Below are 20,891 nucleotides of genomic sequence, written 5' to 3' on the forward strand. Positions count from 1 at the left end.
CGTGGTATCACCATCAACACTTCTCACGTTGAATATGACACCCCGACTCGCCACTACGCACACGTAGACTGCCCGGGCCACGCCGACTATGTTAAAAACATGATCACCGGTGCTGCGCAGATGGACGGCGCGATCCTGGTTGTTGCTGCGACTGACGGCCCGATGCCGCAGACTCGTGAGCACATCCTGCTGGGTCGTCAGGTAGGCGTTCCGTACATCATCGTGTTCCTGAACAAATGCGACATGGTTGATGACGAAGAGCTGCTGGAACTGGTAGAAATGGAAGTTCGTGAACTTCTGTCTCAGTACGATTTCCCGGGCGACGACACTCCGATCGTTCGTGGTTCTGCTCTGAAAGCGCTGGAAGGCGAAGCAGAGTGGGAAGCGAAAATCATCGAACTGGCTGGCTTCCTGGATTCTTACATTCCAGAACCAGAGCGTGCGATTGACAAGCCGTTCCTGCTGCCTATCGAAGACGTATTCTCCATCTCCGGTCGTGGTACCGTTGTTACCGGTCGTGTAGAGCGCGGTATCATCAAAGTTGGTGAAGAAGTTGAAATCGTTGGTATCAAAGAGACTGCTAAGTCTACCTGTACTGGCGTTGAAATGTTCCGCAAACTGCTGGACGAAGGCCGTGCTGGTGAGAACGTTGGTGTTCTGCTGCGTGGTATCAAACGTGAAGAAATCGAACGTGGTCAGGTACTGGCTAAGCCGGGCTCTATCAAGCCGCACACCAAGTTCGAATCTGAAGTGTACATTCTGTCCAAAGACGAAGGCGGCCGTCATACTCCGTTCTTCAAAGGCTACCGTCCGCAGTTCTACTTCCGTACTACTGACGTGACTGGTACCATCGAACTGCCGGAAGGCGTAGAGATGGTAATGCCGGGCGACAACATCAAAATGGTTGTTACCCTGATCCACCCGATCGCGATGGACGACGGTCTGCGTTTCGCAATCCGTGAAGGCGGCCGTACTGTTGGTGCGGGCGTTGTTGCTAAAGTAATGAGCTAATTATTGATTAATTAGCTTTGAGCTTAAAAAGGGCGCTTCGGCGCCCTTTTTGCTGCCTGCAATTTAGTAGCTGTCATATTTATTCGCATTTTTTATTCATTCTCCCGCCGCGTAAATAGCGCTGTGCTATTGTAATCATAACTATTCTCATTTACACTTTGCGCAGAAATTGAACGGGAGCGATCATGTACGTTTGTTTGTGTAATGCGATAAGTGATAAAAAAATACGTCAGGCTGTTCGCCAGTTTCACCCTCAGTCCTTTCAGCAATTACGTAAATTTATTCCTGTAGGAAATCAATGCGGTAAGTGCATTCGTGCTGCCCGTGAAGTCATGCAGGATGAATTAACGCAAATGCCAGAATTTAAAGAGATCGCCTAAGTCACACTCTTTTTTTTGACATCCCTGTAGCCCCATCTACGCTCTAAGAGTGGAAGCGGAGGGACTATAAAATGAAAGGTGATGTTAAAATCATAAATTATCTCAATAAACTATTGGGAAATGAGCTTGTCGCGATCAACCAGTATTTTCTCCATGCTCGTATGTTTAAAAACTGGGGACTGACTCGCCTCAATGATGTTGAGTACCATGAATCTATCGATGAGATGAAACACGCTGATAAATATATCGAGCGTATTTTATTCTTAGAAGGGCTCCCGAACTTGCAGGATCTTGGCAAGTTGGGTATTGGCGAAGACGTTGAAGAGATGCTGCAATCCGATCTTCGACTCGAGTTGGATGGGGCGAAAGATCTGCGTGAAGCCATTGCCTATGCCGATAGCGTTCATGATTATGTCAGCCGGGACATGATGATCGAGATCCTGACTGAAGAAGAAGGGCATATTGACTGGCTCGAAACTGAGCTGGACCTGATTGCAAAACTTGGCTTGCAAAATTATCTGCAATCGCAAATTAAAGTCAGTGACTAACCGCCCTGTATCAGATTTACCCAGCCAATAACGAAACCCGCAGCCGCCAGATATGGCCCAAAAGGCAGCGGGTTTTTTAGCATCTGTCTCCCGTAACGGACGCAAGAAATCCCGGTGAGACAACATGCCATGCCCGTGGCAAGTAAAACCAACAGTGGCAATGATTCCCAGCGATGCCATGCGCCCAGTGCGGCAAGAAATTTGACGTCACCAAAGCCTAATCCTTCCTGTCGGCATATCAAACGATACCCCCAGTAGAACAAAGCAAATACCCCATAGCCCGCTACGGCACCCCAAAGCGCGTCGGATAACTGTGCAGGTCTGCAGCACTGATGATAAATAAGACCGCCCCACAAAAGAGGGCAGGTAAATTTGTCGGGCAGCAACCCGGTACGCAGGTCATGGACTAAGAGCAACCCTGATAGCGAAACATAAATCAGCAGAAAGGGGAGGTCGATGTACATGGGCAAATCTCATTTGCTAAAGAGTTTACCTTCGGGTAAGCCCGCCGGCCCTACAAGTCCGGGATGTGAGTTATGGATGCTCTCTTCCACGGAAAACGCGTTGCATCACAGGACATACAATCAGAGTGGAAGGAGGCCCGCATTTATGAACGAGTGATTAATTTCTACGCGGCACTTGCTTAAGACTGAGATTTACGTATAATGCGCGGGCTTGTCTAATATTGACAGCGGTTCGATATGAGCCACCGGTACTGCGAAAGCAATACCAGACAATGTTCCCAATCGGGGAACTCTGTAAGAACGGTTACACTCTCCCATCAATCGTAATGGGTTTGAGGAGTAACTATTTCGTCTATAAAATAATTGGAGCTCTGGTCTCATGCAGAACCAAAGAATCCGTATCCGTTTGAAAGCGTTTGATCATCGTCTGATCGATCAATCAACCGCGGAAATCGTCGAGACTGCCAAGCGCACTGGTGCGCAGGTTCGTGGTCCGATCCCGCTGCCGACCCGCAAAGAGCGTTTCACCGTTCTGATCTCCCCGCACGTCAACAAAGACGCGCGTGATCAGTACGAGATCCGTACTCACAAGCGTCTGGTTGACATCGTTGAGCCAACTGAAAAAACCGTTGATGCTCTGATGCGTCTGGACCTGGCTGCCGGTGTAGACGTGCAGATCAGCCTGGGTTAATCAGGTCATCGAGCGATTGAGAGGTTGATACAATGATTGGTTTAGTCGGTAAAAAAGTGGGTATGACCCGCATCTTCACTGAAGATGGCGTATCTATCCCAGTAACCGTTATCGAAGTTGAAGCAAACCGCGTTACTCAGGTTAAAGATCTGGCTAACGATGGCTATCGCGCTGTTCAGGTTACCACCGGTGCTAAAAAAGCTAACCGCGTAACTAAGCCGGAAGCTGGCCACTTTGCTAAAGCTGGCGTAGAAGCTGGCCGCGGCCTGTGGGAGTTCCGTCTGGCAGATGGTGAAGAATACACCGTTGGTCAGAACATTAGCGTTGAACTGTTTGCTGACGTTAAAAAAGTTGACGTAACCGGTACCTCTAAAGGTAAAGGTTTCGCTGGTACCGTTAAGCGCTGGAACTTCCGTACCCAGGACGCTACTCACGGTAACTCCTTGTCTCACCGCGTTCCGGGTTCTATCGGTCAGAACCAGACTCCGGGCAAAGTGTTCAAAGGCAAGAAAATGGCAGGTCAGCTGGGCAACGAACGTGTAACCGTTCAGAGCCTGGACGTAGTACGTGTTGACGCTGAGCGCAACCTGCTGCTGGTTAAAGGTGGTGTTCCGGGTGCGACCGGTTGCGACCTGATCGTTAAACCAGCTGTGAAGGCGTAAGGGGATAGCAATGGAATTAGTATTGAAAGACGCGCAGAGCGCGCTGACTGTTTCCGAAACTACCTTCGGTCGTGATTTCAACGAAGCGCTGGTTCACCAGGTTGTTGTTGCTTATGCAGCTGGTGCTCGTCAGGGTACTCGTGCTCAGAAGACTCGTGCTGAAGTAACTGGTTCAGGCAAAAAGCCGTGGCGCCAGAAAGGTACCGGCCGTGCGCGTTCAGGTTCTATCAAGAGCCCGATCTGGCGTTCAGGTGGCGTGACCTTCGCTGCTCGTCCACAGGACCACAGTCAAAAAGTTAACAAAAAGATGTACCGCGGCGCGCTGAAAAGCATTCTGTCCGAACTGGTACGTCAGGATCGTCTGATCGTTGTCGAATCATTCTCTGTAGAAGCGCCTAAAACTAAGCTGCTGGCACAGAAACTGAAAGACATGGCTCTGGAAGATGTGCTGATCATCACCGGTGAGCTGGACGAAAACCTGTTCCTGGCTGCGCGCAACCTGCACAAGGTTGACGTACGCGATGCAACTGGTATCGACCCGGTTAGCCTGATCGCCTTCGACAAAGTCGTAATGACTGCTGATGCTGTTAAGCAAGTTGAGGAGATGCTGGCATGATTCGTGAAGAACGTCTGCTGAAAGTGCTGCGCGCACCGCACGTTTCTGAAAAAGCGTCTACTGCGATGGAAAAAACTAACACCATCGTTCTCAAAGTTGCTAAAGACGCGACCAAAGCAGAAATCAAAGCTGCTGTGCAGAAACTGTTTGAAGTCGAAGTCGAAGTCGTTAACACCCTGGTAGTTAAAGGGAAAGTTAAACGTCACGGACAGCGTATCGGTCGTCGTAGCGACTGGAAAAAAGCTTACGTCACCCTGAAGGAAGGCCAGAATCTGGACTTCGTCGGCGGCGCTGAGTAAGTCGGAGGAGTAATACAATGGCAGTTGTTAAATGTAAACCGACATCTCCGGGTCGTCGCCACGTTGTTAAAGTGGTCAACCCAGAGCTGCACAAGGGCAAACCTTTTGCTCCGCTGGTTGAAAAAAACAGCAAATCCGGTGGTCGTAACAACAATGGCCGTATCACCACTCGTCACATCGGTGGTGGTCACAAGCAGGCTTATCGTATTGTTGACTTCAAACGCAACAAAGACGGTATCCCGGCAGTTGTTGAACGTCTTGAGTACGATCCGAACCGCTCCGCGAACATCGCGCTGGTTCTGTACAAAGACGGTGAACGCCGTTACATTCTGGCCCCTAAAGGCCTGAAAGCTGGCGACCAGATTCAGTCTGGCGTTGATGCTGCAATCAAAGCAGGTAACACCCTGCCGATGCGCAATATCCCGGTTGGTTCTACCGTTCATAACGTAGAAATGAAACCAGGTAAAGGCGGTCAGCTGGCACGTTCCGCTGGTACTTACGTTCAGATCGTTGCTCGTGATGGTGCTTATGTCACCCTGCGTCTGCGTTCTGGTGAAATGCGTAAAGTCGAAGCAGACTGCCGTGCAACTCTGGGCGAAGTTGGCAATGCTGAGCATATGCTGCGCGTTCTGGGTAAAGCAGGTGCTGCACGCTGGCGTGGTGTTCGTCCTACCGTTCGCGGTACTGCGATGAACCCAGTCGACCACCCACATGGTGGTGGTGAAGGTCGTAACTTTGGTAAGCACCCGGTAACTCCGTGGGGCGTTCAGACCAAAGGTAAGAAGACCCGCAGCAACAAGCGTACTGATAAATTCATCGTACGTCGCCGTAGCAAATAATTTTAGAGGATAAGCCATGCCACGTTCTCTCAAGAAAGGTCCTTTTATTGACCTGCACTTGCTGAAGAAGGTAGAGAAAGCGGTGGAAAGCGGAGACAAGAAGCCCCTGCGCACTTGGTCCCGTCGTTCAACGATCTTTCCTAACATGATCGGTTTGACCATCGCTGTCCATAATGGTCGTCAGCACGTTCCGGTATTTGTTTCCGACGAAATGGTCGGTCACAAACTGGGTGAATTCGCACCGACTCGTACTTATCGCGGCCACGCTGCTGATAAAAAAGCGAAGAAGAAATAAGGTAGGAGGAAGAGATGGAAACTTTAGCTCAACATCGCCATGCTCGTTCTTCTGCTCAGAAGGTTCGCCTTGTTGCAGACCTGATTCGCGGTAAGAAAGTGTCGCAGGCTCTGGATATTCTGACCTACACCAATAAGAAAGCGGCTGTACTGGTTAAGAAAGTCCTGGAATCTGCCATTGCTAACGCTGAACACAACGATGGCGCTGACATTGACGATCTGAAAGTTACGAAAATTTTCGTAGACGAAGGCCCGAGCATGAAGCGCATTATGCCGCGTGCAAAAGGTCGTGCAGATCGCATCCTGAAGCGCACCAGCCACATTACTGTGGTTGTGTCCGATCGCTGAGACTCTGGAGACTAGCAATGGGTCAGAAAGTACATCCTAATGGTATTCGCCTGGGTATTGTAAAACCATGGAACTCAACCTGGTTTGCGAACACCAAAGAATTCGCTGACAACCTGGACAGCGATTTTAAAGTACGTCAGTACCTGACTAAGGAACTGGCTAAAGCGTCTGTATCTCGTATCGTTATCGAGCGTCCGGCTAAGAGCATCCGTGTGACCATTCACACCGCTCGCCCGGGTATCGTTATCGGTAAGAAAGGCGAAGACGTAGAAAAACTGCGCAAAGTCGTAGCGGATATTGCTGGCGTTCCTGCTCAGATCAATATCGCCGAAGTGCGTAAGCCTGAACTGGACGCAAAATTGGTTGCTGACAGCATCACTTCTCAGCTGGAACGTCGTGTTATGTTCCGTCGTGCTATGAAGCGTGCTGTACAGAACGCAATGCGTCTGGGCGCTAAAGGTATCAAAGTTGAAGTTAGCGGCCGTCTGGGCGGCGCGGAAATCGCACGTACCGAATGGTACCGCGAAGGTCGCGTACCTCTGCACACTCTGCGTGCTGACATCGACTACAACACCTCTGAAGCGCACACCACTTACGGTGTAATCGGCGTTAAAGTGTGGATCTTCAAAGGCGAGATCCTGGGTGGTATGGCTGCTGTTGAACAACCGGAAAAACCGGCTGCTCAACCTAAAAAGCAGCAGCGTAAAGGCCGTAAATAAGGAGCGTCGCTGATGTTACAACCAAAGCGTACAAAATTCCGTAAAATGCACAAAGGCCGTAACCGCGGTCTGGCTGCTGGCGCGGATGTTAGCTTCGGCAGCTTCGGTCTGAAAGCTGTTGGCCGTGGTCGTCTGACTGCCCGTCAGATCGAAGCAGCACGTCGTGCTATGACCCGTGCAGTTAAGCGTCAAGGTAAGATCTGGATCCGTGTATTCCCGGACAAACCGATCACTGAAAAGCCGCTGGCAGTGCGTATGGGTAAAGGTAAAGGTAACGTGGAGTATTGGGTTGCCTTGATTCAGCCGGGTAAAGTCCTGTATGAAATGGACGGCGTACCGGAAGAGCTGGCCCGTGAAGCATTCAAGCTGGCAGCAGCGAAACTGCCGATTAAAACCACCTTTGTAACTAAGACGGTGATGTAATGAAAGCAAAAGAGCTGCGTGAGAAGAGTGTTGAAGAGCTGAACACCGAGCTGCTGAATCTGCTGCGTGAGCAGTTCAACCTGCGTATGCAGGCTGCAAGTGGCCAGCTGCAACAGTCTCACCTGTTGAAGCAAGTGCGTCGTGACGTCGCACGCGTTAAGACTTTACTGACTGAGAAGGCGGGTGCGTAATGACCGATAAAATCCGTACTCTGCAAGGTCGCGTTGTTAGCGATAAAATGGAGAAATCCATCGTTGTTGCTATCGAACGTTTTGTGAAACACCCGATCTACGGTAAATTCATTAAGCGTACGACCAAACTGCACGTACATGACGAGAACAACGAATGCGGTACTGGTGACGTGGTTGAAATCCGCGAATGCCGTCCGCTGTCCAAGACTAAGTCCTGGACGCTGGTTCGCGTTGTAGAGAAAGCCGTTCTGTAATACAGTAGGCATTCTCAACGAATAAACGGCTCAGCGATGAGCCGTTTATTTTTTCTACCCATATCGTTGAAGCGGTGTTATAATGCCGCGCCCCCGATATGGGGCTTTTTTAACGACCTGATTTTCGGGTCTCAGTAGTAGTTGACATTAGCGGAGCACTAAAATGATCCAAGAACAGACTATGCTGAACGTCGCCGACAACTCCGGTGCACGTCGCGTAATGTGTATCAAGGTTCTGGGTGGCTCGCACCGTCGCTACGCAGGCGTCGGCGATATCATCAAGATCACCATCAAGGAAGCAATTCCGCGTGGTAAGGTCAAAAAAGGTGATGTGCTGAAGGCGGTAGTGGTGCGCACCAAGAAGGGTGTTCGTCGCCCGGACGGTTCTGTCATTCGCTTCGATGGTAATGCATGCGTTATTTTAAACAATAACAGCGAGCAACCTATCGGTACGCGTATTTTTGGGCCGGTAACTCGTGAACTTCGTAACGAGAAGTTCATGAAAATTATCTCTCTGGCACCAGAAGTACTCTAAGGAGCGAATCATGGCAGCGAAGATCCGTCGTGATGACGAAGTTATCGTGTTAACCGGTAAAGATAAAGGTAAACGCGGTAAAGTTAAGAATGTCCTGTCTTCCGGCAAGGTCATTGTTGAAGGTATCAACCTGGTTAAGAAACATCAGAAGCCGGTTCCGGCCCTGAACCAACCAGGCGGCATCGTAGAGAAAGAAGCAGCTATTCAGATCTCTAACCTTGCTATCTTCAACGCGGCAACCGGCAAGGCTGACCGTGTAGGCTTTAGATTCGAAGACGGCAAAAAAGTCCGTTTCTTCAAATCTAACAGCGAAACTATCAAGTAATTTGGAGTAGTACGATGGCGAAACTGCATGATTACTACAAAGACGAAGTAGTCGCTAAACTCATGACTGAGTTTAACTACAATTCTGTCATGCAAGTCCCTCGGGTCGAGAAGATCACCCTGAACATGGGTGTTGGTGAAGCGATCGCTGACAAGAAACTGCTGGATAACGCAGCAGCTGACCTGACAGCAATCTCCGGTCAAAAACCGCTGATCACCAAAGCACGCAAATCAGTTGCAGGCTTCAAAATCCGTCAGGGCTATCCGATCGGCTGTAAAGTAACTCTGCGTGGCGAACGCATGTGGGAGTTCTTTGAGCGCCTGATCACTATTGCTGTTCCACGTATCCGTGACTTCCGTGGCTTGTCCGCTAAGTCTTTCGACGGTCGTGGTAACTACAGCATGGGTGTCCGTGAGCAGATCATCTTCCCAGAAATCGACTACGATAAAGTCGACCGCGTGCGTGGTTTGGATATTACCATTACCACTACTGCGAAATCTGATGAAGAAGGCCGTGCTCTGCTGGCTGCCTTTGACTTCCCGTTCCGCAAGTAAGGTAGGGTTACTGAATGGCTAAGCAATCAATGAAAGCACGCGAAGTAAAGCGCGTAGCTTTAGCTGATAAGTACTTCGCAAAACGCGCTGAACTGAAAGCTATTATCTCTGATGTGAACGCGACCGACGAAGATCGTTGGAACGCAGTTCTCAAGCTGCAGTCTCTGCCGCGTGATTCCAGCCCGTCCCGTCAGCGTAACCGCTGCCGTCAAACAGGTCGTCCGCATGGCTATGTGGGCAAGTTCGGGTTGAGCCGTATCAAACTGCGTGAAGCCGCCATGCGCGGTGAAGTACCAGGCTTGAAAAAGGCTAGCTGGTAATTACCAATTGAATCACGGGAGTAAAGACAGATGAGCATGCAAGATCCGATCGCGGATATGCTGACCCGTATCCGTAACGGTCAGGCCGCGAATAAAGCTGCGGTCACCATGCCTTCCTCCAAGCTGAAAGTGGCAATTGCCAACGTGCTGAAGGAAGAAGGTTTTATTGAAGATTTTAAAGTTGAAGGCGACACCAAGCCGGAACTGGAACTTACTCTCAAGTATTTCCAGGGTAAAGCTGTTGTAGAAAGCATTCAGCGTGTCAGTCGCCCAGGTCTGCGCATTTATAAGCGTAAAGACGAGCTGCCGAAAGTTATGGCTGGCATGGGTATCGCAGTTGTTTCTACCTCTAAAGGTGTTATGACTGATCGTGCAGCGCGCCAGGCTGGTCTTGGTGGCGAAATTATCTGCTACGTAGCCTAATCGGAGGAAAAAATGTCTCGTGTTGCTAAAGCACCGGTCGTTATTCCTGCCGGCGTTGATGTAAAAATCAACGGTCAGGTTATTACGATCAAAGGTAAAAACGGCGAGCTGACTCGTACTCTCAACGATGCTGTTGCAGTAAATCATGCAGATAATGCACTGACCTTCGGTCCGCGTGATGGTTACGCAGATGGATGGGCTCAGGCTGGTACCGCGCGTGCCCTGCTGAATGCAATGGTTGTCGGTGTTACCGAAGGCTTCACTAAGAAGCTTCAGCTGGTTGGTGTAGGTTATCGTGCAGCGGTTAAAGGGAATGTAGTAAACCTGGCTTTAGGTTTCTCTCACCCAGTTGACCATCAGCTGCCTGCGGGAATCACTGCAGAATGTCCGTCTCAGACTGAAATCGTGCTGAAAGGCGCTGATAAACAGCTGATCGGTCAGGTTGCAGCAGATCTGCGCGCCTACCGTCGTCCTGAGCCTTATAAAGGCAAGGGTGTTCGTTACGCCGACGAAGTCGTGCGTACCAAAGAGGCTAAGAAGAAGTAAGGTAACACTATGGATAAGAAATCTGCTCGTATCCGTCGTGCGACCCGCGCACGCCGCAAGCTCCAGGAGCTGGGTGCAACTCGCCTGGTGGTACATCGTACCCCGCGTCATATTTACGCACAGGTAATTGCACCGAACGGTTCTGAAGTTCTGGTAGCTGCTTCTACTGTAGAAAAAGCTATCGCTGAACAATTGAAGTACACCGGTAACAAAGACGCTGCTGCAGCTGTAGGTAAAGCTGTTGCTGAACGCGCTCTGGAAAAAGGCATCAAAGATGTTTCTTTTGACCGTTCCGGGTTCCAATATCATGGTCGTGTCCAGGCACTGGCAGATGCTGCCCGTGAAGCTGGCCTTCAGTTCTAAGGTAGAGGTGTAAGATGGCTCACATCGAAAAACAAGCTGGCGAACTGCAGGAAAAGCTGATCGCGGTTAACCGCGTATCTAAAACCGTTAAAGGTGGTCGTATTTTCTCCTTCACAGCTCTGACTGTAGTTGGTGATGGTAACGGTCGCGTTGGTTTTGGTTACGGTAAAGCGCGTGAAGTTCCAGCAGCGATCCAGAAAGCGATGGAAAAAGCCCGTCGCAATATGATTAACGTCGCGCTGAACCACGGCACCCTGCAGCACCCGGTTAAGGGTACTCACACGGGTTCTCGTGTATTCATGCAGCCGGCTTCCGAAGGTACCGGTATCATCGCCGGTGGTGCAATGCGCGCCGTTCTGGAAGTCGCTGGAGTTCGTAACGTTCTGGCTAAAGCGTATGGTTCTACTAACCCGATTAACGTGGTTCGTGCAACTATCGATGGCCTGGAAAATATGAAATCTCCGGAAATGGTCGCTGCCAAGCGTGGTAAATCCGTTGAAGAAATTCTGGGGAAATAAACCATGGCAAAGACTATTAAAATTACTCAAACCCGCAGTGCAATCGGTCGTCTGCCGAAACACAAGGCAACGCTGCTTGGCCTGGGTCTGCGTCGTATTGGTCACACCGTAGAGCGCGAGGATACTCCTGCTGTTCGTGGTATGGTCAACGCGGTTTCCTTCATGGTTAAAGTTGAGGAGTAAGAGATGCGTTTAAATACTCTGTCTCCGGCCGAAGGCTCTAAAAAAGCGGCTCGCCGCCTGGGTCGTGGTATCGGTTCTGGCCTCGGTAAAACCGGTGGTCGTGGTCACAAAGGTCAGAAGTCTCGTTCTGGCGGTGGCGTACGTCGCGGTTTCGAGGGTGGTCAGATGCCTCTGTACCGTCGTCTGCCGAAATTCGGCTTCACTTCACGTAAAGCAGCGATTACAGCCGAAGTTCGTCTGTCTGACCTGGCTAAAGTTGAAGGCGGTGTTGTAGACCTGAACACGCTGAAAGCAGCTAACATTATCGGTATCCAGATCGAGTTCGCGAAAGTGATCCTGGCTGGTGAAGTCACTACTCCGGTAACTGTTCGTGGCCTGCGTGTTACTAAAGGCGCTCGTGCTGCTATCGAAGCTGCTGGCGGTAAAATCGAGGAATAAGTAGCAGATGGCTAAACAACCGGGATTAGATTTTCAAAGTGCCAAAGGTGGCTTAGGCGAGCTGAAACGCAGACTGCTGTTTGTAATCGGCGCGCTGATTGTGTTCCGTATTGGCTCTTTCATTCCGATCCCTGGTATTGATGCCGCTGTACTTGCCAAACTGCTTGAACAACAGCGAGGCACCATCATTGAAATGTTTAACATGTTCTCTGGTGGTGCTCTCAGCCGTGCTTCTATCTTTGCTCTGGGGATCATGCCGTATATTTCGGCGTCGATCATTATCCAGCTGCTGACGGTGGTTCATCCAACGCTGGCAGAAATTAAGAAAGAAGGGGAGTCTGGTCGTCGTAAGATCAGCCAGTACACCCGCTACGGTACTCTGGTGCTGGCAATATTCCAGTCGATCGGTATTGCTACCGGTCTGCCGAATATGCCTGGTATGCAGGGCCTGGTGATGAACCCAGGCTTTGCATTCTATTTCACCGCTGTTGTAAGTCTGGTTACAGGGACGATGTTCCTGATGTGGTTGGGTGAACAGATTACTGAACGTGGTATCGGCAACGGTATCTCAATCATTATCTTCGCCGGTATTGTAGCGGGACTCCCGCCAGCCATTGCCCATACTATCGAGCAAGCGCGTCAAGGCGACCTGCACTTCCTCGTGTTGCTGTTGGTTGCAGTATTAGTATTCGCAGTGACGTTCTTTGTTGTATTTGTTGAGCGTGGTCAACGCCGCATTGTGGTAAACTACGCGAAACGTCAGCAAGGTCGTCGTGTCTATGCTGCACAGAGCACACATTTACCGCTGAAAGTGAATATGGCGGGGGTAATCCCGGCAATCTTCGCTTCCAGTATTATTCTGTTCCCGGCGACCATCGCGTCATGGTTCGGGGGCGGGACTGGTTGGAACTGGCTGACAACAATTTCGCTGTATTTGCAGCCTGGGCAACCGCTTTATGTGTTACTCTATGCGTCTGCAATCATATTCTTCTGTTTCTTCTACACGGCGTTGGTTTTCAACCCGCGTGAAACAGCAGATAACCTGAAGAAGTCCGGTGCATTTGTACCAGGAATTCGTCCGGGAGAGCAAACGGCGAAGTATATCGATAAAGTAATGACCCGCCTGACTTTGGTTGGTGCGCTCTACATTACCTTTATCTGCCTGATCCCGGAGTTCATGCGTGATGCAATGAAAGTACCGTTCTACTTCGGTGGGACCTCACTGCTTATCGTTGTTGTCGTGATTATGGACTTTATGGCTCAAGTGCAAACTCTGATGATGTCAAGTCAGTACGAGTCTGCATTGAAGAAGGCGAATCTGAAAGGCTACGGCCGTTAACAGTCGCCCGAGAAGTTACGGAGAGTAAAAATGAAAGTTCGTGCTTCCGTCAAGAAATTATGCCGTAACTGCAAAATCGTTAAGCGTGATGGTGTCATCCGTGTGATTTGCAGTGCCGAGCCGAAGCATAAACAGCGCCAAGGCTGATTTATTCGCATATTTTTCTTGCAAAGTTGGGTTGAGCTGGCTAGATTAGCCAGCCAATCTTTTGTATGTCTGTGCGTTTCCATTTGAGTATCCTGAAAACGGGCTTTTCAGCATGGTGCGTACATATTAAATAGTAGGAGTGCATAGTGGCCCGTATAGCAGGCATTAACATTCCTGATCAGAAACATGCTGTGATCGCATTAACTTCGATCTACGGCGTCGGCAAGACCCGTTCTAAAGCCATTCTGGCTGCCGCGGGTATCGCTGAAGATGTTAAGATCAGTGAGCTGTCTGAAGAACAAATCGACACGCTGCGTGACGAAGTTGCCAAATTTGTCGTTGAAGGTGATCTGCGCCGTGAAGTTAGCATGAGCATCAAGCGCCTTATGGACCTTGGTTGCTATCGCGGTTTGCGTCATCGTCGTGGTCTCCCGGTTCGCGGTCAGCGTACCAAGACCAACGCACGTACCCGTAAGGGTCCGCGCAAACCGATCAAGAAATAATCGGGGTGATTGAATAATGGCAAAGGCACCAATTCGTGCACGTAAACGTGTAAGAAAACAAGTCTCTGACGGCGTGGCTCATATCCATGCTTCTTTTAACAACACCATCGTTACCATTACTGATCGTCAGGGTAACGCACTGGGTTGGGCAACAGCCGGTGGTTCCGGTTTCCGTGGTTCTCGCAAATCCACTCCGTTTGCAGCTCAGGTTGCAGCAGAGCGTTGCGCTGAAGCCGTAAAAGAATACGGTATCAAGAATCTGGAAGTTATGGTCAAAGGACCGGGTCCAGGTCGCGAATCTACTGTTCGTGCTCTGAACGCCGCTGGTTTCCGCATCACTAATATTACTGATGTGACTCCGATCCCTCATAACGGTTGTCGTCCGCCGAAAAAACGTCGCGTATAACGCTGTCGTTTCTAGGATTGTTGGAGAAAGAAAATGGCAAGATATTTGGGTCCTAAGCTCAAGCTGAGCCGTCGTGAGGGCACTGACTTATTCCTTAAGTCTGGCGTTCGCGCGATCGATACCAAGTGTAAAATTGAACAAGCTCCTGGCCAGCACGGTGCGCGTAAACCGCGTCTGTCTGACTATGGTGTGCAGTTGCGTGAAAAGCAAAAAGTTCGCCGTATCTACGGTGTGCTGGAGCGTCAGTTCCGTAACTACTACAAAGAAGCAGCACGTCTGAAAGGCAACACCGGTGAAAACCTGTTGGGTCTGCTGGAAGGTCGTCTGGACAACGTTGTATACCGTATGGGCTTCGGTGCCACTCGTGCAGAAGCACGTCAGCTGGTCAGCCATAAAGCAATTATGGTAAACGGTCGTGTTGTTAACATCGCTTCTTATCAGGTTAGTCCGAATGACGTTGTTAGCATTCGTGAGAAAGCGAAGAAGCAGTCTCGCGTGAAAGCCGCTCTGGAGCTGGCTGAGCAGCGTGAAAAGCCAACCTGGCTGGAAGTTGATGCTGGCAAGATGGAAGGTACGTTCAAGCGTAAGCCGGAGCGTTCTGATCTGTCTGCGGACATTAACGAACACCTGATCGTCGAGCTTTACTCCAAGTAAAGCTTAGTACCAAAGAGAGGACACAATGCAGGGTTCTGTGACAGAGTTTCTAAAACCGCGCCTGGTAGATATCGAGCAAGTGAGTTCGACGCACGCCAAGGTGACCCTTGAGCCTTTAGAGCGTGGCTTTGGCCATACTTTGGGTAACGCACTGCGCCGTATTCTGCTCTCATCGATGCCGGGTTGCGCGGTGACCGAGGTTGAGATTGATGGTGTACTACATGAGTACAGCACCAAAGAAGGCGTTCAGGAAGATATCCTGGAAATCCTGCTCAACCTGAAAGGGCTGGCGGTGAGAGTTCAGGGTAAAGATGATGTTATTCTTACCTTGAATAAATCTGGCATTGGCCCTGTGACTGCAGCCGACATTACCCATGATGGTGATGTCGAAATCGTCAAGCCACAGCACGTGATCTGCCACCTGACCGATGAGAATGCATCTATTAGCATGCGTATCAAAGTTCAGCGCGGTCGTGGTTATGTGCCGGCTTCTACCCGAATTCATTCGGAAGAAGATGAGCGCCCAATCGGCCGTCTGCTGGTCGACGCATGCTACAGCCCTGTAGAGCGTATTGCCTACAATGTTGAAGCAGCGCGTGTAGAACAGCGTACCGACCTGGACAAGCTGGTCATCGAAATGGAAACCAACGGCACAATCGATCCTGAAGAGGCGATTCGTCGTGCGGCTACCATTCTGGCTGAACAACTGGAAGCTTTCGTTGATTTACGTGATGTACGTCAGCCGGAAGTTAAAGAAGAGAAACCAGAATTCGATCCGATCCTGCTGCGCCCTGTTGACGATCTGGAATTGACTGTCCGCTCTGCTAACTGCCTCAAAGCAGAAGCTATCCACTATATCGGTGATCTGGTACAGCGTACTGAGGTTGAGCTTCTTAAGACGCCTAACCTTGGTAAAAAATCTCTTACCGAGATTAAAGACGTGCTGGCTTCCCGTGGACTGTCTCTGGGCATGCGCCTGGAAAACTGGCCACCGGCAAGCATCGCTGACGAGTAACCGGATCACAGGTTAAGGTTTTACTGAGAAGGATAAGGTCATGCGCCATCGTAAGAGTGGTCGTCAACTGAACCGCAACAGCAGCCATCGCCAGGCTATGTTCCGCAATATGGCAGGTTCACTGGTTCGTCATGAAATCATCAAGACGACTCTGCCGAAAGCGAAAGAGCTGCGTCGCGTAGTTGAGCCGCTGATTACTCTTGCCAAGACTGATAGCGTAGCTAATCGTCGTCTGGCATTCGCCCGTACTCGTGATAACGAGATCGTGGCAAAACTGTTTAACGAACTGGGCCCGCGTTTCGCGAGCCGCGCCGGTGGTTACACTCGCATTCTGAAGTGTGGTTTCCGTGCAGGCGACAACGCGCCGATGGCATACATCGAGCTGGTTGATCGTTCAGAGAAAACAGAAGCTGCTGCAGAGTAATCTGTAGTAACGTAAAAAAACCCGCCTCGGCGGGTTTTTTTATATCCGTCATATCCCCACTTATCTACAATATCTGTACTCTTTTTGTTCATCCCCTGGAGTGTTGTATGTGGTTACTGGACCAGTGGGCAGAGCGCCATATTATTGATGCACAATCTAAAGGTGAGTTTGATGATTTACCGGGAACGGGCGAACCGCTGACTCTTGACGATGACACCCATGTCCCTCCTGAACTCCGAGCCGGATACCGTTTATTAAAAAATGCAGGTTGCCTTCCTCCTGAGCTCGAGCAACGCAGAGAAGCAATACAGCTGCTTGAAATACTCGCGGGGATCCGCAAAGATGATCCAAGCTATCCGGAGGTGAGCCGAAGACTATCGCTGCTGGAACTTAAACTTCGGCAGGCTGGACTCAGCACCGAGTTTTTGCGCGGTGACTACGCAGATAAGCTGCTAAAAAAGATCAACGATGAATAGCGGAGAGAGCATGTACCGAATTGGTGAAATAGCGAAACTGGCTGACGTGACGCCAGATACTATCCGCTACTATGAAAAGCAGCAGATGATGGAGCATGAAGTGCGTACTGAAGGCGGATTTCGGCTCTATACAGAAAGCGATCTTCAGTGCCTGAAGTTTATTCGTTATGCCCGCCAGCTTGGTTTCACTCTGGAGTCGATCCGCGAATTGCTTTCGATCCGTGTTGATCCCGAACACCATACCTGTCAGGAATCAAAAGGGATCGTCCAGGAAAGACTGCAAGAAGTCGAAGCTCGTATTGCCGAACTTCAGACGATGCAGCGGTCTCTGCAGCGATTGAATGATGCATGCTGCGGCAAGGCACACAGCAGCGTGTACTGCTCTATTCTTGAAGCTCTAGAGCAAGGCGCCAGTGGAACAACATCAGGCTGTTGATTTCTTGAACTGCCGGGTCTACACTCCCGGCTTAAATTACCTCAAACTGGAGATATTATGAGTCGTTATCAGCACACCAAAGGGCAGATAAAGGACAACGCCATTGAGGCGCTTCTGCATGACCCACTGTTCAGACAGCGCGTTGAGAAAAATAAGAAAGGGAAAGGAAGTTATCTACGTAAAGGTAAACATGGCAATCGGGGTAACTGGGAGGCCAGTGGCAAGAAAGTAATTAACTTTTTTACCACTGGCCTTCTTGTTTCCGTGAGTGCTTAAGAGCGGTTATTCTGTTCTTTCAGCAGGTCACGAATTTCGCTCAGTAATACTTCTTCTTTTGATGGGGCTGGCGGTGCTGCCGGCTCCTCCGCTTTTTTACGGTTCAGTTTGTTGATCAGTTTGATTGCCATAAAGATAGCAAACGCAACAATAATGAAATCGAAGACATTCTGAATAAATACACCGTAATGCATGACCACGGCAGGGATGTCTCCCTGTGCATCACGTAGCGTTAAAGCAAACTGTTTAAAATCAATTCCACCAATTAACAACCCCAGTGGCGGCATGATGATATCGGCAACCAGTGATGAAACAATCTTACCGAATGCCGCACCAATAATGACACCCACTGCCAAATCGACAACATTCCCGCGCATCGCGAATTCGCGAAACTCTTTAATAATGCTCATTTTATTCTCCCTATGCAGCTGACGTTTATAAGTTTAACAAATGTTTAGGCAATTTCCATTTATGTATTGCCGAAAGGAAAATTTATTAGACCATGAAATATAAAGGGAAATAAAAAGGGCGCTGTATTAGCGCCCAAATTATTACAGGAAGAAAGGACTTGGCTGGAATAGTCTCTCGACGTCGGTAATAAACTTTTTATCTGTCAGGAACATAATTACGTGATCGCCCTGCTCAATGCGCAGGTTATCGTTGGCAATCATCACATCGTTACCACGCACAACGGCGCCAATAATGGTTCCAGGGGGAAGTTTAATTTCATCAATTGAACGCCCCACAACCCGAGATGTTGTTTCATCCCCGTGTGCGACGGCTTCAATGGCTTCCGCGACGCCACGGCGTAGTGAAGAAACACCGACAATGTCAGCTTTACGTACGTGACTGAGCAGCGCGGAGATGGTCGCCTGCTGCGGTGAAATAGCAATATCGATCACGCTACCTTGCACCAGATCGACGTATGCTCTGCGTTGAATTAACACCATCACTTTCTTGGCACCCATCCGTTTGGCAAGCATCGCCGACATGATATTCGCTTCATCATCGTTGGTCACTGCGATGAACAGATCAACTTGATCGATATGTTCTTCGGCCAGTAACTCTTGATCCGAAGCATCACCAAAAAAGACGATCGTATTTTGCAGTTTCTCTGCAAGTTCGGATGCTCGCTGTTGATTACGTTCGATCAGTTTGACGCTGTAATCTTTTTCCAGACGACGTGCAAGACCCGCTCCGATATTACCGCCGCCTACTAACATAATGCGTTTGTACGGTTTTTCCAGACGTTGCAGTTCACTCATTACGGCGCGAATATGCTGTGATGCCGCAATAAAGAAGACTTCATCACCCGCTTCAACGATCGTAGAACCTTGTGGACGGATTGGTCGATCATGACGGAAAATCGCCGCAACACGGGTATCGATGTGCGGCATATGTTCACGCATTGTTGACAGCGCATTACCGATAAGCGGCCCGCCGTAATAGGCTTTTACTACTGCCAGACTGACTTTACCTTCGGCAAAATTCACCACCTGCAATGCACCCGGATATTCAATCAGTCGATAAATGCTATCGATAACCAGTTGCTCCGGCGCAATCAGGTGATCGATAGGTACCGCATCGGATTGGAATAGCTTGTCCGCATCACGAACATAATCCGGTGAACGAATACGGGCGATGCGATTAGGCGTATTAAACAGTGAATAAGCTACCTGGCAGGCAACCATATTTGTTTCATCTGAGCTGGTTACGGCAACCAGCATATCGGCATCGTCGGCCCCAGCTTCACGCAGTACGCGAGGATGTGAACCGTGCCCTTGCACGACGCGGAGATCAAACTTGTCCTGCAGGCTGCGCAGGCGCTCACCATTGGTATCGACTACCGTGATATCGTTGTTCTCTCCGACCAGGTTTTCAGCCAGCGTACCGCCAACTTGCCCTGCGCCCAGAATGATAATTTTCATCAGTCGCGACCCGTTATCTCATCACTTTTTGATTAGCTTAGCGTAAAAGAAGCCATCGCCATCTTCCGCACCCGGTAAATTCTGACGTCCGGGGTTTTCCGGCGTACCGGTTTCGCTTAATACCGCATCCGGCGTGCGTGCCAGGAAGGCGGTAATTTGCTGCTGGTTTTCTTCTGGCAGGATAGAGCACGTGGCATAAACCAGCGTGCCGCCAGATTTGAGATGTAACCAGGTTGCATTCAGGATCTCGGCCTGCAGCTGCGCAAGTTCGGCAATATCCCGATCGCGACGCAGCCATTTGATGTCTGGATGGCGACGTATCACCCCGGTGGCAGAACACGGAGCATCTAGCAAAATACGGTCAAACTGTTGTTCGCCACACCATTGTTGTGGATATCGACCATCACCCTGTTTTACGGTTGCCTTCATGCCCAGACGTTTCAGATTGTCGTAAACGCGCGATAAGCGTTTTTCATCCACATCGACGGCCATGACGTTAGCTTGCGGAGCAACTTCCAGAATGTGCGTCGTTTTACCGCCCGGCGCGCAGCACAGGTCGAGGATCTGTTCACCGTTCTCCGGCAACAGATAAGTTACACATCCTTGAGCTGAAGCATCCTGGACGGTTACCCAGCCTTCATCAAAGCCTGGGAGGGCGTGTACAGGAGCCGGCGTTTCCAGACGCACTGCATCCGGATAATCCGGATGTGGGAAGCCGGTTAATCCTGCTTCGCTAAGCAGGTCCAGCCAGGCGTCGCGCGTATGGTGGTTACGATTGACACGCAGCCACATCGGTGGTCGCTGATTATTGGCTTCAAGAATAGTTTCCCACTGCTGCGGATAAGCGGCCTTAATACGTTTCACCAGCCAGGAAGGGTGTAAGAAACGTAAATCGCTTTGCGCGAACTCGGCCAGCAGTTCATCCTGACGGCGTTGAAACTGGCGCAACACGCCGTTGATCAACCCTTTAAGCTGCGGACGCTTTATGACAACCGCGCCTTCTACTGTCTCAGCCAGCGCGGCGTGTGCTGGAATACGAGTATGCAGAAGTTGGTAGAAGCCCACCATGATCAGGTAGTGTACGGTGCGCTGTTTGCCCGTCATTGGACGTTCCATCAACTGCTGGATCATCCACTCCAGTTGGGAGAGAGTGCGCAATACGCCGAAGCAAAGTTCCTGCAACAGCGCTTTGTCTTTATCAGCAACTTTTTGCTGCATAGCGGGCAGCACGTTGCTTAATGACTGTCCTTTTTCGACAACCTGTTCGACGGCCTGGGCCGCCATACTGCGTAAATTAAGATGTTTTTTCATAAGCGCAAAAATAAAAATGCCCGGAAACACCG

At 50.1% G+C, this 20,891-nt stretch carries 38 protein-coding genes; 34 read left to right on the plus strand and 4 right to left on the minus strand.

The features are described from left to right. From tuf to bfr, 3 genes are all read left to right on the plus strand, one after another. Positions 1-1,011 (plus strand): elongation factor Tu (gene tuf, locus OGV71_RS07415; RefSeq protein ID WP_127674166.1); only part of this gene is annotated, 1,011 nt, incomplete at its 5' end. A gap of 185 nt (positions 1,012-1,196) precedes the next feature. Then, positions 1,197-1,391 carry a bacterioferritin-associated ferredoxin gene (bfd, locus tag OGV71_RS07420; RefSeq protein ID WP_003031111.1) on the plus strand — a complete coding sequence of 65 codons (195 nt, stop codon included), beginning with the start codon at positions 1,197-1,199 and terminating at the stop codon, positions 1,389-1,391. Between the two features lie 71 nt (positions 1,392-1,462). Continuing rightward, complete coding sequence (gene bfr / locus OGV71_RS07425) at positions 1,463-1,939, plus strand: bacterioferritin (RefSeq protein WP_003031113.1); 477 nt, start codon at positions 1,463-1,465, stop codon at positions 1,937-1,939. On the opposite strand, the gene OGV71_RS07430 is transcribed toward bfr, so the two are convergent. After that, complete coding sequence (locus tag OGV71_RS07430; protein WP_049002893.1) at positions 1,936-2,403, minus strand: prepilin peptidase; 468 nt, start codon at positions 2,401-2,403, stop codon at positions 1,936-1,938. The two genes, bfr and OGV71_RS07430, sit on opposite strands and share 4 nt — an antisense overlap. 379 nt (positions 2,404-2,782) lie before the next feature. Here OGV71_RS07430 and rpsJ point away from each other — a divergent pair, with 379 nt between their 5' ends. From rpsJ to arfA, 31 genes are all read left to right on the plus strand, one after another. Then, entirely contained in the window at positions 2,783-3,094 is a 312-nt protein-coding gene (rpsJ, locus tag OGV71_RS07435; protein WP_001181005.1) for a 30S ribosomal protein S10, read from the plus strand. 32 nt (positions 3,095-3,126) lie between these two features. Continuing rightward, a complete protein-coding gene (gene rplC, locus OGV71_RS07440) occupies positions 3,127-3,756 on the plus strand; it encodes a 50S ribosomal protein L3 (RefSeq protein ID WP_003031117.1) in 630 nt (209 codons plus the stop codon). 10 nt (positions 3,757-3,766) lie between these two features. Further along, a complete protein-coding gene (rplD, locus tag OGV71_RS07445; protein WP_003031119.1) occupies positions 3,767-4,372 on the plus strand; it encodes a 50S ribosomal protein L4 in 606 nt (201 codons plus the stop codon). Further along, positions 4,369-4,671 carry a 50S ribosomal protein L23 gene (rplW, locus tag OGV71_RS07450; RefSeq protein WP_000617546.1) on the plus strand — a complete coding sequence of 101 codons (303 nt, stop codon included), beginning with the start codon at positions 4,369-4,371 and terminating at the stop codon, positions 4,669-4,671. Before rplD ends, rplW begins: the two co-directional genes overlap by 4 nt. A gap of 17 nt (positions 4,672-4,688) precedes the next feature. Further along, positions 4,689-5,510 (plus strand): 50S ribosomal protein L2, encoded by an 822-nt coding sequence (rplB, locus tag OGV71_RS07455; protein ID WP_000301869.1) that lies wholly within the window; start codon positions 4,689-4,691, stop codon positions 5,508-5,510. 16 nt (positions 5,511-5,526) lie between these two features. Next, positions 5,527-5,805 (plus strand): 30S ribosomal protein S19, encoded by a 279-nt coding sequence (rpsS, locus tag OGV71_RS07460; protein WP_001138115.1) that lies wholly within the window; start codon positions 5,527-5,529, stop codon positions 5,803-5,805. 14 nt (positions 5,806-5,819) lie between these two features. Further along, positions 5,820-6,152, plus strand: a complete 333-nt coding sequence (gene rplV, locus OGV71_RS07465) for a 50S ribosomal protein L22 (RefSeq protein ID WP_000448832.1) — start codon at positions 5,820-5,822, stop codon at positions 6,150-6,152. Between the two features lie 17 nt (positions 6,153-6,169). Further along, positions 6,170-6,871 carry a 30S ribosomal protein S3 gene (rpsC, locus tag OGV71_RS07470; RefSeq protein WP_000529945.1) on the plus strand — a complete coding sequence of 234 codons (702 nt, stop codon included), beginning with the start codon at positions 6,170-6,172 and terminating at the stop codon, positions 6,869-6,871. 12 nt (positions 6,872-6,883) lie between these two features. Then, positions 6,884-7,294 (plus strand): 50S ribosomal protein L16, encoded by a 411-nt coding sequence (rplP, locus tag OGV71_RS07475; protein WP_000941208.1) that lies wholly within the window; start codon positions 6,884-6,886, stop codon positions 7,292-7,294. Further along, positions 7,294-7,485: a 50S ribosomal protein L29 gene (gene rpmC / locus OGV71_RS07480; RefSeq protein WP_000644742.1), complete on the plus strand. Its 192-nt coding sequence runs from the start codon at positions 7,294-7,296 to the stop codon at positions 7,483-7,485. The genes rplP and rpmC overlap by 1 nt, the downstream gene beginning before the upstream one ends. Then, the gene (gene rpsQ, locus OGV71_RS07485; protein ID WP_003031120.1) at positions 7,485-7,739 is read left to right on the plus strand and encodes a 30S ribosomal protein S17; all 255 of its coding nucleotides are present in this window, start codon (positions 7,485-7,487) and stop codon (positions 7,737-7,739) included. The genes rpmC and rpsQ overlap by 1 nt, the downstream gene beginning before the upstream one ends. Positions 7,740-7,902: 163 nt before the next feature. Beyond that, entirely contained in the window at positions 7,903-8,274 is a 372-nt protein-coding gene (gene rplN, locus OGV71_RS07490; protein ID WP_000613954.1) for a 50S ribosomal protein L14, read from the plus strand. Positions 8,275-8,284: 10 nt separating this feature from the next. Beyond that, on the plus strand, positions 8,285-8,599 hold the full coding sequence (gene rplX / locus OGV71_RS07495; protein WP_003031122.1) for a 50S ribosomal protein L24: 315 nt from the start codon (positions 8,285-8,287) through the stop codon (positions 8,597-8,599). A gap of 14 nt (positions 8,600-8,613) precedes the next feature. Beyond that, complete coding sequence (gene rplE / locus OGV71_RS07500; RefSeq protein WP_003031123.1) at positions 8,614-9,153, plus strand: 50S ribosomal protein L5; 540 nt, start codon at positions 8,614-8,616, stop codon at positions 9,151-9,153. A gap of 14 nt (positions 9,154-9,167) precedes the next feature. After that, the gene (gene rpsN / locus OGV71_RS07505; protein WP_003031125.1) at positions 9,168-9,473 is read left to right on the plus strand and encodes a 30S ribosomal protein S14; all 306 of its coding nucleotides are present in this window, start codon (positions 9,168-9,170) and stop codon (positions 9,471-9,473) included. 30 nt (positions 9,474-9,503) lie between these two features. Beyond that, positions 9,504-9,896 (plus strand): 30S ribosomal protein S8, encoded by a 393-nt coding sequence (gene rpsH / locus OGV71_RS07510; RefSeq protein WP_003031127.1) that lies wholly within the window; start codon positions 9,504-9,506, stop codon positions 9,894-9,896. 12 nt (positions 9,897-9,908) lie between these two features. After that, complete coding sequence (rplF, locus tag OGV71_RS07515) at positions 9,909-10,442, plus strand: 50S ribosomal protein L6 (RefSeq protein ID WP_003031129.1); 534 nt, start codon at positions 9,909-9,911, stop codon at positions 10,440-10,442. Positions 10,443-10,451: 9 nt separating this feature from the next. Further along, positions 10,452-10,805, plus strand: a complete 354-nt coding sequence (rplR, locus tag OGV71_RS07520) for a 50S ribosomal protein L18 (protein WP_000358960.1) — start codon at positions 10,452-10,454, stop codon at positions 10,803-10,805. A 14-nt stretch (positions 10,806-10,819) separates the two neighbouring features. Further along, positions 10,820-11,323 carry a 30S ribosomal protein S5 gene (gene rpsE, locus OGV71_RS07525; RefSeq protein ID WP_003031131.1) on the plus strand — a complete coding sequence of 168 codons (504 nt, stop codon included), beginning with the start codon at positions 10,820-10,822 and terminating at the stop codon, positions 11,321-11,323. Between the two features lie 3 nt (positions 11,324-11,326). Beyond that, the gene (gene rpmD, locus OGV71_RS07530) at positions 11,327-11,506 is read left to right on the plus strand and encodes a 50S ribosomal protein L30 (RefSeq protein ID WP_001140434.1); all 180 of its coding nucleotides are present in this window, start codon (positions 11,327-11,329) and stop codon (positions 11,504-11,506) included. Positions 11,507-11,509: 3 nt separating this feature from the next. Then, on the plus strand, positions 11,510-11,944 hold the full coding sequence (gene rplO, locus OGV71_RS07535; RefSeq protein ID WP_003031132.1) for a 50S ribosomal protein L15: 435 nt from the start codon (positions 11,510-11,512) through the stop codon (positions 11,942-11,944). Between the two features lie 7 nt (positions 11,945-11,951). Beyond that, a complete protein-coding gene (gene secY / locus OGV71_RS07540; RefSeq protein WP_001118864.1) occupies positions 11,952-13,283 on the plus strand; it encodes a preprotein translocase subunit SecY in 1,332 nt (443 codons plus the stop codon). Positions 13,284-13,313: 30 nt separating this feature from the next. Further along, entirely contained in the window at positions 13,314-13,430 is a 117-nt protein-coding gene (gene rpmJ, locus OGV71_RS07545; protein ID WP_000868187.1) for a 50S ribosomal protein L36, read from the plus strand. A gap of 146 nt (positions 13,431-13,576) precedes the next feature. Beyond that, on the plus strand, positions 13,577-13,933 hold the full coding sequence (gene rpsM / locus OGV71_RS07550) for a 30S ribosomal protein S13 (RefSeq protein ID WP_003031135.1): 357 nt from the start codon (positions 13,577-13,579) through the stop codon (positions 13,931-13,933). Between the two features lie 16 nt (positions 13,934-13,949). Then, positions 13,950-14,339 carry a 30S ribosomal protein S11 gene (gene rpsK / locus OGV71_RS07555; RefSeq protein ID WP_003031137.1) on the plus strand — a complete coding sequence of 130 codons (390 nt, stop codon included), beginning with the start codon at positions 13,950-13,952 and terminating at the stop codon, positions 14,337-14,339. A 33-nt stretch (positions 14,340-14,372) separates the two neighbouring features. Then, positions 14,373-14,993, plus strand: a complete 621-nt coding sequence (rpsD, locus tag OGV71_RS07560; protein WP_003031138.1) for a 30S ribosomal protein S4 — start codon at positions 14,373-14,375, stop codon at positions 14,991-14,993. Between the two features lie 25 nt (positions 14,994-15,018). Continuing rightward, positions 15,019-16,008 carry a DNA-directed RNA polymerase subunit alpha gene (locus tag OGV71_RS07565; protein ID WP_003031139.1) on the plus strand — a complete coding sequence of 330 codons (990 nt, stop codon included), beginning with the start codon at positions 15,019-15,021 and terminating at the stop codon, positions 16,006-16,008. A gap of 40 nt (positions 16,009-16,048) precedes the next feature. Next, positions 16,049-16,432 (plus strand): 50S ribosomal protein L17, encoded by a 384-nt coding sequence (rplQ, locus tag OGV71_RS07570; protein WP_001216370.1) that lies wholly within the window; start codon positions 16,049-16,051, stop codon positions 16,430-16,432. A gap of 107 nt (positions 16,433-16,539) precedes the next feature. Then, positions 16,540-16,908 carry a DnaJ family domain-containing protein gene (locus tag OGV71_RS07575; RefSeq protein ID WP_061548305.1) on the plus strand — a complete coding sequence of 123 codons (369 nt, stop codon included), beginning with the start codon at positions 16,540-16,542 and terminating at the stop codon, positions 16,906-16,908. A gap of 10 nt (positions 16,909-16,918) precedes the next feature. Further along, on the plus strand, positions 16,919-17,344 hold the full coding sequence (gene zntR, locus OGV71_RS07580; RefSeq protein ID WP_286532994.1) for a Zn(2+)-responsive transcriptional regulator: 426 nt from the start codon (positions 16,919-16,921) through the stop codon (positions 17,342-17,344). Positions 17,345-17,401: 57 nt separating this feature from the next. Continuing rightward, positions 17,402-17,620, plus strand: coding sequence for an alternative ribosome-rescue factor ArfA (arfA, locus tag OGV71_RS07585; protein WP_003828276.1), 219 nt, complete (start codon positions 17,402-17,404; stop codon positions 17,618-17,620). Here the strand turns inward: arfA and mscL are convergent. The 3 genes from mscL to rsmB all read right to left on the minus strand — a co-directional run bounded on the left by mscL (position 17,617) and on the right by rsmB (position 20,859). Next, entirely contained in the window at positions 17,617-18,030 is a 414-nt protein-coding gene (gene mscL, locus OGV71_RS07590; protein ID WP_003031152.1) for a large-conductance mechanosensitive channel protein MscL, read from the minus strand. The two genes, arfA and mscL, sit on opposite strands and share 4 nt — an antisense overlap. Before the next feature lie 141 nt (positions 18,031-18,171). After that, positions 18,172-19,548, minus strand: coding sequence for a Trk system potassium transporter TrkA (gene trkA, locus OGV71_RS07595; protein WP_003031153.1), 1,377 nt, complete (start codon positions 19,546-19,548; stop codon positions 18,172-18,174). A gap of 21 nt (positions 19,549-19,569) precedes the next feature. Next, the gene (gene rsmB, locus OGV71_RS07600; RefSeq protein ID WP_204583224.1) at positions 19,570-20,859 is read right to left on the minus strand and encodes a 16S rRNA (cytosine(967)-C(5))-methyltransferase RsmB; all 1,290 of its coding nucleotides are present in this window, start codon (positions 20,857-20,859) and stop codon (positions 19,570-19,572) included. Positions 20,860-20,891 lie beyond the last annotated feature (32 nt).

Source organism: Citrobacter sp. Cf088 (assembly GCF_030334295.1).
Classification (GTDB): Bacteria; Pseudomonadota; Gammaproteobacteria; order Enterobacterales; family Enterobacteriaceae; genus Citrobacter; species Citrobacter freundii.

Excerpts from the sequence above, each read along its gene's own strand:
- bfd (WP_003031111.1), top strand. The coding sequence starts at position 1,197 with ATGTACGTTTGTTTGTGTAATGCGATAAGTGATAAAAAAATACGTCAG.
- bfr (WP_003031113.1), top strand. The coding sequence starts at position 1,463 with ATGAAAGGTGATGTTAAAATCATAAATTATCTCAATAAACTATTGGGA.
- OGV71_RS07430 (WP_049002893.1), bottom strand. The coding sequence starts at position 2,403 with ATGTACATCGACCTCCCCTTTCTGCTGATTTATGTTTCGCTATCAGGG.
- rpsJ (WP_001181005.1), top strand. The coding sequence starts at position 2,783 with ATGCAGAACCAAAGAATCCGTATCCGTTTGAAAGCGTTTGATCATCGT.
- rplC (WP_003031117.1), top strand. The coding sequence starts at position 3,127 with ATGATTGGTTTAGTCGGTAAAAAAGTGGGTATGACCCGCATCTTCACT.
- rplD (WP_003031119.1), top strand. The coding sequence starts at position 3,767 with ATGGAATTAGTATTGAAAGACGCGCAGAGCGCGCTGACTGTTTCCGAA.
- rplW (WP_000617546.1), top strand. The coding sequence starts at position 4,369 with ATGATTCGTGAAGAACGTCTGCTGAAAGTGCTGCGCGCACCGCACGTT.
- rplB (WP_000301869.1), top strand. The coding sequence starts at position 4,689 with ATGGCAGTTGTTAAATGTAAACCGACATCTCCGGGTCGTCGCCACGTT.
- rpsS (WP_001138115.1), top strand. The coding sequence starts at position 5,527 with ATGCCACGTTCTCTCAAGAAAGGTCCTTTTATTGACCTGCACTTGCTG.
- rplV (WP_000448832.1), top strand. The coding sequence starts at position 5,820 with ATGGAAACTTTAGCTCAACATCGCCATGCTCGTTCTTCTGCTCAGAAG.
- rpsC (WP_000529945.1), top strand. The coding sequence starts at position 6,170 with ATGGGTCAGAAAGTACATCCTAATGGTATTCGCCTGGGTATTGTAAAA.
- rplP (WP_000941208.1), top strand. The coding sequence starts at position 6,884 with ATGTTACAACCAAAGCGTACAAAATTCCGTAAAATGCACAAAGGCCGT.
- rpmC (WP_000644742.1), top strand. The coding sequence starts at position 7,294 with ATGAAAGCAAAAGAGCTGCGTGAGAAGAGTGTTGAAGAGCTGAACACC.
- rpsQ (WP_003031120.1), top strand. The coding sequence starts at position 7,485 with ATGACCGATAAAATCCGTACTCTGCAAGGTCGCGTTGTTAGCGATAAA.
- rplN (WP_000613954.1), top strand. The coding sequence starts at position 7,903 with ATGATCCAAGAACAGACTATGCTGAACGTCGCCGACAACTCCGGTGCA.
- rplX (WP_003031122.1), top strand. The coding sequence starts at position 8,285 with ATGGCAGCGAAGATCCGTCGTGATGACGAAGTTATCGTGTTAACCGGT.
- rplE (WP_003031123.1), top strand. The coding sequence starts at position 8,614 with ATGGCGAAACTGCATGATTACTACAAAGACGAAGTAGTCGCTAAACTC.
- rpsN (WP_003031125.1), top strand. The coding sequence starts at position 9,168 with ATGGCTAAGCAATCAATGAAAGCACGCGAAGTAAAGCGCGTAGCTTTA.
- rpsH (WP_003031127.1), top strand. The coding sequence starts at position 9,504 with ATGAGCATGCAAGATCCGATCGCGGATATGCTGACCCGTATCCGTAAC.
- rplF (WP_003031129.1), top strand. The coding sequence starts at position 9,909 with ATGTCTCGTGTTGCTAAAGCACCGGTCGTTATTCCTGCCGGCGTTGAT.
- rplR (WP_000358960.1), top strand. The coding sequence starts at position 10,452 with ATGGATAAGAAATCTGCTCGTATCCGTCGTGCGACCCGCGCACGCCGC.
- rpsE (WP_003031131.1), top strand. The coding sequence starts at position 10,820 with ATGGCTCACATCGAAAAACAAGCTGGCGAACTGCAGGAAAAGCTGATC.
- rpmD (WP_001140434.1), top strand. The coding sequence starts at position 11,327 with ATGGCAAAGACTATTAAAATTACTCAAACCCGCAGTGCAATCGGTCGT.
- rplO (WP_003031132.1), top strand. The coding sequence starts at position 11,510 with ATGCGTTTAAATACTCTGTCTCCGGCCGAAGGCTCTAAAAAAGCGGCT.
- secY (WP_001118864.1), top strand. The coding sequence starts at position 11,952 with ATGGCTAAACAACCGGGATTAGATTTTCAAAGTGCCAAAGGTGGCTTA.
- rpmJ (WP_000868187.1), top strand. The coding sequence starts at position 13,314 with ATGAAAGTTCGTGCTTCCGTCAAGAAATTATGCCGTAACTGCAAAATC.
- rpsK (WP_003031137.1), top strand. The coding sequence starts at position 13,950 with ATGGCAAAGGCACCAATTCGTGCACGTAAACGTGTAAGAAAACAAGTC.
- rpsD (WP_003031138.1), top strand. The coding sequence starts at position 14,373 with ATGGCAAGATATTTGGGTCCTAAGCTCAAGCTGAGCCGTCGTGAGGGC.
- OGV71_RS07565 (WP_003031139.1), top strand. The coding sequence starts at position 15,019 with ATGCAGGGTTCTGTGACAGAGTTTCTAAAACCGCGCCTGGTAGATATC.
- rplQ (WP_001216370.1), top strand. The coding sequence starts at position 16,049 with ATGCGCCATCGTAAGAGTGGTCGTCAACTGAACCGCAACAGCAGCCAT.
- OGV71_RS07575 (WP_061548305.1), top strand. The coding sequence starts at position 16,540 with ATGTGGTTACTGGACCAGTGGGCAGAGCGCCATATTATTGATGCACAA.
- zntR (WP_286532994.1), top strand. The coding sequence starts at position 16,919 with ATGTACCGAATTGGTGAAATAGCGAAACTGGCTGACGTGACGCCAGAT.
- arfA (WP_003828276.1), top strand. The coding sequence starts at position 17,402 with ATGAGTCGTTATCAGCACACCAAAGGGCAGATAAAGGACAACGCCATT.
- mscL (WP_003031152.1), bottom strand. The coding sequence starts at position 18,030 with ATGAGCATTATTAAAGAGTTTCGCGAATTCGCGATGCGCGGGAATGTT.
- trkA (WP_003031153.1), bottom strand. The coding sequence starts at position 19,548 with ATGAAAATTATCATTCTGGGCGCAGGGCAAGTTGGCGGTACGCTGGCT.
- rsmB (WP_204583224.1), bottom strand. The coding sequence starts at position 20,859 with ATGAAAAAACATCTTAATTTACGCAGTATGGCGGCCCAGGCCGTCGAA.